This is a genomic window from Thermus sp. (genome assembly GCF_056332225.1).
Genome location: NZ_JBWGQW010000011.1, coordinates 40193 through 45005, shown reverse-complemented (window position 1 = coordinate 45005; position 4813 = coordinate 40193). Strand labels below are relative to the sequence as shown.

Sequence of the window (4813 nt, the reverse complement as noted above, 5' to 3'; positions counted from 1 at the left end):
CCCCTTTAGGGGAACACTTTCTGGATGGCGTTCACCCTTTCCCTCCTCGGCACCTTGGCGGGGCGGCCACCGGGCTTCTTTCCCGGGGCCCCCAGGCTGGCGCAAGCCAGCCTGGGGTGGTATTAGACGGGGGCCTTCTCCTCGCCCTTTTCCGAGGAGTGCCCCGGGTTCACCTTGAGGGCGGGGTTGGCGTAGGCGGCGGCGTGGTTGGCGGCGATGGCCGCCTCCCCGAAGCCCAGGGCGATGAGGGGGAGCTTCCCGGGGTAGGTGACGATGTCCCCGCAGGCGTAGACCCCGGGGATGCTGGTGGCCATGGTGGTGTCCACCTTGATCTTGTTCTTCTCCAGCTCCAACCCCCAGCCCGCCACGGGGCCGAGCTTGGTGAGGTAGCCCGCGAGGATGAGGACGGCGTCCACCTCCAGCTCCACCTCCTCCTGGGTCTGGTTCTGGAAGATGACCGCTTTTCTTACCCACCCCTCCCCCTCAATGCGCCGGACCTCGTAGGGGGTGAGGACCCGAAGGCGCCCCTCCTCGTGGGCCCGCAGGAGCTCCTTCACGCTCGCCTCGTGGGCCCGGAACTGGGGCCTGCGGTGGATGAGGGTGATCTCCTGGGCGGTACCCAGGAGGTTTAGGGCCCAGTCCACGGCGCTGTCCCCCCCGCCCACGATGAGGACCCGCTTCCCCTGGAACTCCGCCTTGCTCCTCACGGCGTAGTAGACGCCCTTACCCTCAAGCTCCCTTTCCCCCGGGGCCCCCAGACGCCGGGGCTCAAAGGCTCCCACCCCGGCGGCGATGATCACCGCCTTGGCGGTGTAGGTGTTCCCCTGGGAGGTGGTCACCTTGAAGAGGTCCCCTTCCTTCTCCAGGGTCTCGGCCCGCTCCCCGAGGCTGTAGACGGGGTTGAAGGGGGCCACCTGCTCCAAGAGGCCCTTCACCAGGTCCTTGGCGTAGACCTTGGGGAAGCCGGCCACGTCGTAGATGTACTTCTCCGGGTAAAGGGCGGTGAGCTGCCCCCCGGGCTCGGGCAAGGGGTCCACGAAGCGGAAGGAGAGCCCCCGCATGCCCACGTAGAACCCCGCGAAAAGCCCCGCAGGCCCGGCGCCGATGACGATCACGTCCGTGTGCTCCATGGCCTCACCTCTCGGGGCATTTTAAGGCCGCCTCGGGGGGACGGGCGTCCTTACTCCACCCTGAGCACCACCTTGCCGAAGACCCGCCTCTCCTCCAGGAGGCGGTGGCCCTCGGCGGCCTCCTCCAGGGGAAGCACCTTTCCCACCACGGGCTTGAGCCTCCCTTCCTCCACGAAGCGCAAAATGGGGAAGAGGCGGCTTTTGGAGGCCATGGTGGAGCCCAGGATGGCGAGCTGGCGGTAGAAGACGTGGGCGAAGGGCAGGGTGCCCTCGTAGCCCGAGGAGGCCCCGGCGATGGCGATTTTTCCCCCGTTCGCCGTGGCCCGGATGACCCCCTCAAAGTAGAGGGCCCCGGTGTGGTCCACCACCTTGTCCGCTCCCTTGCCCCCGGTGAGGCGGCGCACCTCCTTGGGCCAATCGGGGTGGGTGTAGTTCACCGCCTCGTCCGCCCCGAGCTCCCGGGCCTTCCTGAGCTTCTCCTCGGAGCCCGCGGTGGCGATGACCCGGGCCCCGAAGAGCTTGGCGATCTGGATGGCGGCCACGCTCACCCCGCTCCCCGCGGCCATCACCAAAACGTCCTCCCCCGGGCGCACCCCTAGCTTATCCACCACCATCTGCCAGGCGGTGAGGAAGGTGAGGGGAAGGGCGGCGGCCTCCTCAAAGGAGAGGTTCTTGGGCTTGGGGGCCAGGTTGGCCTCGGGCAGGACCACGTACTCGGCGTAGGTGCCATGGCGGTGCTCCCCCAGGATCTCGTAGCGGGGGCAGAGGTTGTCCTCCCCCGCGAGGCACCGCTCGCACCGCCCGCAGGAGAGGCCGGGGTTCACCACCACCTCGTCCCCGGGGGCGAAGCCCTCCACCCCGGGGCCCACGGCGTCCACCACCCCGCTTCCGTCCGCCCCCAGGACGTGGGGCAGGGGGATTCTTGGGCTTGCCACCCCTTTTCGCACCCAGATGTCCAGGTGGTTGAGGGCGGCCGCCCGAAGCCGCACCCGCACCTCCTTGGGGCCGGGTTCGGGGACGGGAAGGTCGGCCACCTCCAGCACCTCGGGGCCTCCCCTGGCTCGCATGACCACTGCGCGCATGCTTCCCTCCTTATGGGGAGGATTTTTTCACGGAGGGGCCCTAGGGTCAACCCTTGACAGGGTCTAGCTTCCCCCGATAACGTAAGGCCGTACGCGCGAAGGAGGCGCTATGAGAAAAGGAATCCTTTTGGCGGGCATTTTAGCGCTGGCGGGCATCGCCTCGGCTCAGACCTTCGTCTGGCCCCAGAAGTGGACGGTGGCCAAGCCCTCCGAGGCCAAGCGGGGAGGGACGCTTAGGGCGGCGGTGATCTCGGACTTCCGCACCTTCAACCCCTTTCTCACCGCCGAGGCGACCAACGTGCCGGACCTCATCTCCGGAGGGCGCGGCCTCGCGACCCGCGACCCCACCACCGGGGACTGGATCCCCTACATGGCGGAGTCCTGGACCATCAGCCCCAACAAGCTGGAGATCACCTTCAAGATCCGCAAGGGGATGAAGTGGTCCGACGGCCAGCCCATCACCGCCGACGACTGGATCACCACCTGGCGCATCCACACCGACAAGGCGGTGGGCTCCAACAGCTACGACTCCTTCTTCATTGACGGCAAGCCCATCGTCCTCAAGAAGCTTGACGACTACACCCTCCGCTTCATCTATCCCAAGACGGATGCCGAGGCCTTCGCCGTGGCCAGCTTTGAGCCCTGGCCCGCCCACGTCTTCGGCCCCGTCTACCAGAAGGAGGGGGCGGAGGGCATCAAGAAGATGTGGACCCTGAGCGAGAAGCCGGAGAACATCGTCTCCGGCGGGCCCTGGCTCATTGAGAGCTACCGCCCCGGGGAGCGCCTGGTCCTGAAGCGCAACCCCGCCTTCGGGGAGTGGAACAAGGACGAGGCGGGCAACCCCCTCCCCTACCTGGACCGCTACGAGATCAAGATCGTGAAGGACATCAACGCCCAGCTCGCCGAGTTCCTGGCGGGGAACATTGACGTCTTCACCCCTGGAACTGTGGACCACATCTCCCAGGTCCGCCAGGCCATCCAGCAGGGCCGCCTGGACGCCACCCTCAAGGTGAACGCCTCCCCCGTGGCCTCGAGCCAGTTCATGGTCTTCAACTGGAACAAGGCCTCGGACCCCTTCAAGCAGAGCCTCTTCCGCTCCGACAAGTTCCGCCGGGCCATGAGCCACCTGGTGAACCGCCAGGCGGTGATTGACATCGTCTACGGGGGCCTGGGCACCCCCATGTACACCAGCGTCTACCCCGTGCTCACCCAGTGGATCAACCCCAAGGTGCCCAAGTACGAGTACGACCCCAAGCAGGCGGCGAAGCTCCTCGCCGAGCTCGGCTTCACCAAGAAGGATAAGGAAGGCTACCTGGTGGACTCTAAGGGCCGGAGGCTTGAGTTCAACCTGGCCACCAACGCCGGCAACAACCAGCGGGAGCAGATCGCCAAGATCTTCGTGGACGAGGCCAAGAAGGTGGGGGTCAAGGTCAACTTCCAGGCCATAGACTTCAACACCCTGGTGGGCCAGCTCCTCTCCTCCGGCCCCGACCGGCCCTTTGACGCCATCATCATCGGCCTCTCGGGCGGCGGCCTGGACTGGCCCTTCGGCTCCAACGTGGTCCCCTGCAAGGGCAACCTCCACATGTGGAACAAGTCCGGCCAGTGCCTGGACCCCAGGGAGACCCAGCTGGACGCCCTCTACTCCCGCGGCCGCACGGAGCTGGACTTCAAGAAGCGGGTGGAGATCGGCTACCGGATGCAGGAGATTGAGGCGAGCCTCCTCCCCGTGATCTACATCGCCGGGCCCAACTACCACCCCGCCTGGAACAACCGCCTGGGCGGCGAGCACCCGGACGCCATCATCTCCAGCATCTGGGGCTCCAGGGAAGTGGAGCTCACCTTCATCAAGAAGTAAGCGGGCTCGAGGCCTCCCGGGGCCCCATGGCCCCGGGGCCTCTTTGAGAAGCCATGACCGCCTACATCCTCCGCCGCGTCCTCTACCTCGTCCCCACCTTCTTCGGGGCCACCTTCCTCGCCTTCCTCATCATCCAGCTGGCCCCCGGGGACTACCTGACCCAGCTGGAGCTGGACCCCAAGGTGACCCCGGAGACCATCGCCCGCCTCCGCGCCCAGTTCGGCCTAGACCGGCCCATCTACGAGCAGTACCTTCTCTGGATGGACAACCTCCTCCACCTCAACCTGGGCTACTCCTTCGCCTTTCAGGCGCCGGTGCTTCAGGTCATCTGGCCCCGGGTGGTGAACTCCATGGTGATCGTTATCCCCTCCACGCTCCTCCTCTACCTGGTGGCCATCCCCATCGGGGTCTACGGGGCGGTGCGCCAGTATTCCCTGGGGGACCGCCTCCTCTCCTTCCTGGCCTACATCGGGCTTTCGGTGCCGAGCTTTTTCCTCGCCCTCATCGCCATCTACGTCCTCCTCCAGATCAAGTTCCGAACGGGCACCCTCCTCTTCCCGGTCTCCGGCATGACCTCCACGGGCTTTGAGCAGATGCCCCCCTTGAGGCAGGTCTTGGACATCGCCTGGCACGCCGTGGTGCCGGTTTTGGTGGCCACGGCCAATGACATCGCCGGGCTTTCCCGCCTCATGCGGGGGCAGATGCTGGAGGTCTTGGGGCAGGACTATATCCGCACCGCCCGG

At 66.5% G+C, this 4813-nt stretch carries 4 protein-coding genes; 2 read left to right on the top strand and 2 right to left on the bottom strand.

The genetic code is table 11. The annotated features are described in order from the left end of the window. Positions 1-122: 122 nt before the first annotated feature. Both AC01Y6_RS03890 and AC01Y6_RS03885 read right to left on the bottom strand, forming a co-directional pair. Positions 123-1130: an NAD(P)/FAD-dependent oxidoreductase gene (locus AC01Y6_RS03890; protein WP_476670315.1), complete on the bottom strand. Its 1008-nt coding sequence runs from the start codon at positions 1128-1130 to the stop codon at positions 123-125. 50 nt (positions 1131-1180) lie between these two features. Next, entirely contained in the window at positions 1181-2212 is a 1032-nt protein-coding gene (locus AC01Y6_RS03885; protein ID WP_347240818.1) for a zinc-binding dehydrogenase, read from the bottom strand. Between the two features lie 109 nt (positions 2213-2321). Here AC01Y6_RS03885 and AC01Y6_RS03880 point away from each other — a divergent pair, with 109 nt between their 5' ends. Next, positions 2322-4070: an ABC transporter substrate-binding protein gene (locus AC01Y6_RS03880; protein WP_476670314.1), complete on the top strand. Its 1749-nt coding sequence runs from the start codon at positions 2322-2324 to the stop codon at positions 4068-4070. A 53-nt stretch (positions 4071-4123) separates the two neighbouring features. Beyond that, positions 4124-4813: ABC transporter permease (locus AC01Y6_RS03875; protein WP_476670313.1), on the top strand; the 690-nt coding region annotated here is incomplete at its 3' end.

What these genes read in the sequence shown, in the direction of transcription:
- AC01Y6_RS03890 (WP_476670315.1), bottom strand. Translation starts at nt 1,130, where the DNA reads ATGGAGCACACGGACGTGATCGTCATCGGCGCCGGGCCTGCGGGGCTT.
- AC01Y6_RS03885 (WP_347240818.1), bottom strand. Translation starts at nt 2,212, where the DNA reads ATGCGCGCAGTGGTCATGCGAGCCAGGGGAGGCCCCGAGGTGCTGGAG.
- AC01Y6_RS03880 (WP_476670314.1), top strand. Translation starts at nt 2,322, where the DNA reads ATGAGAAAAGGAATCCTTTTGGCGGGCATTTTAGCGCTGGCGGGCATC.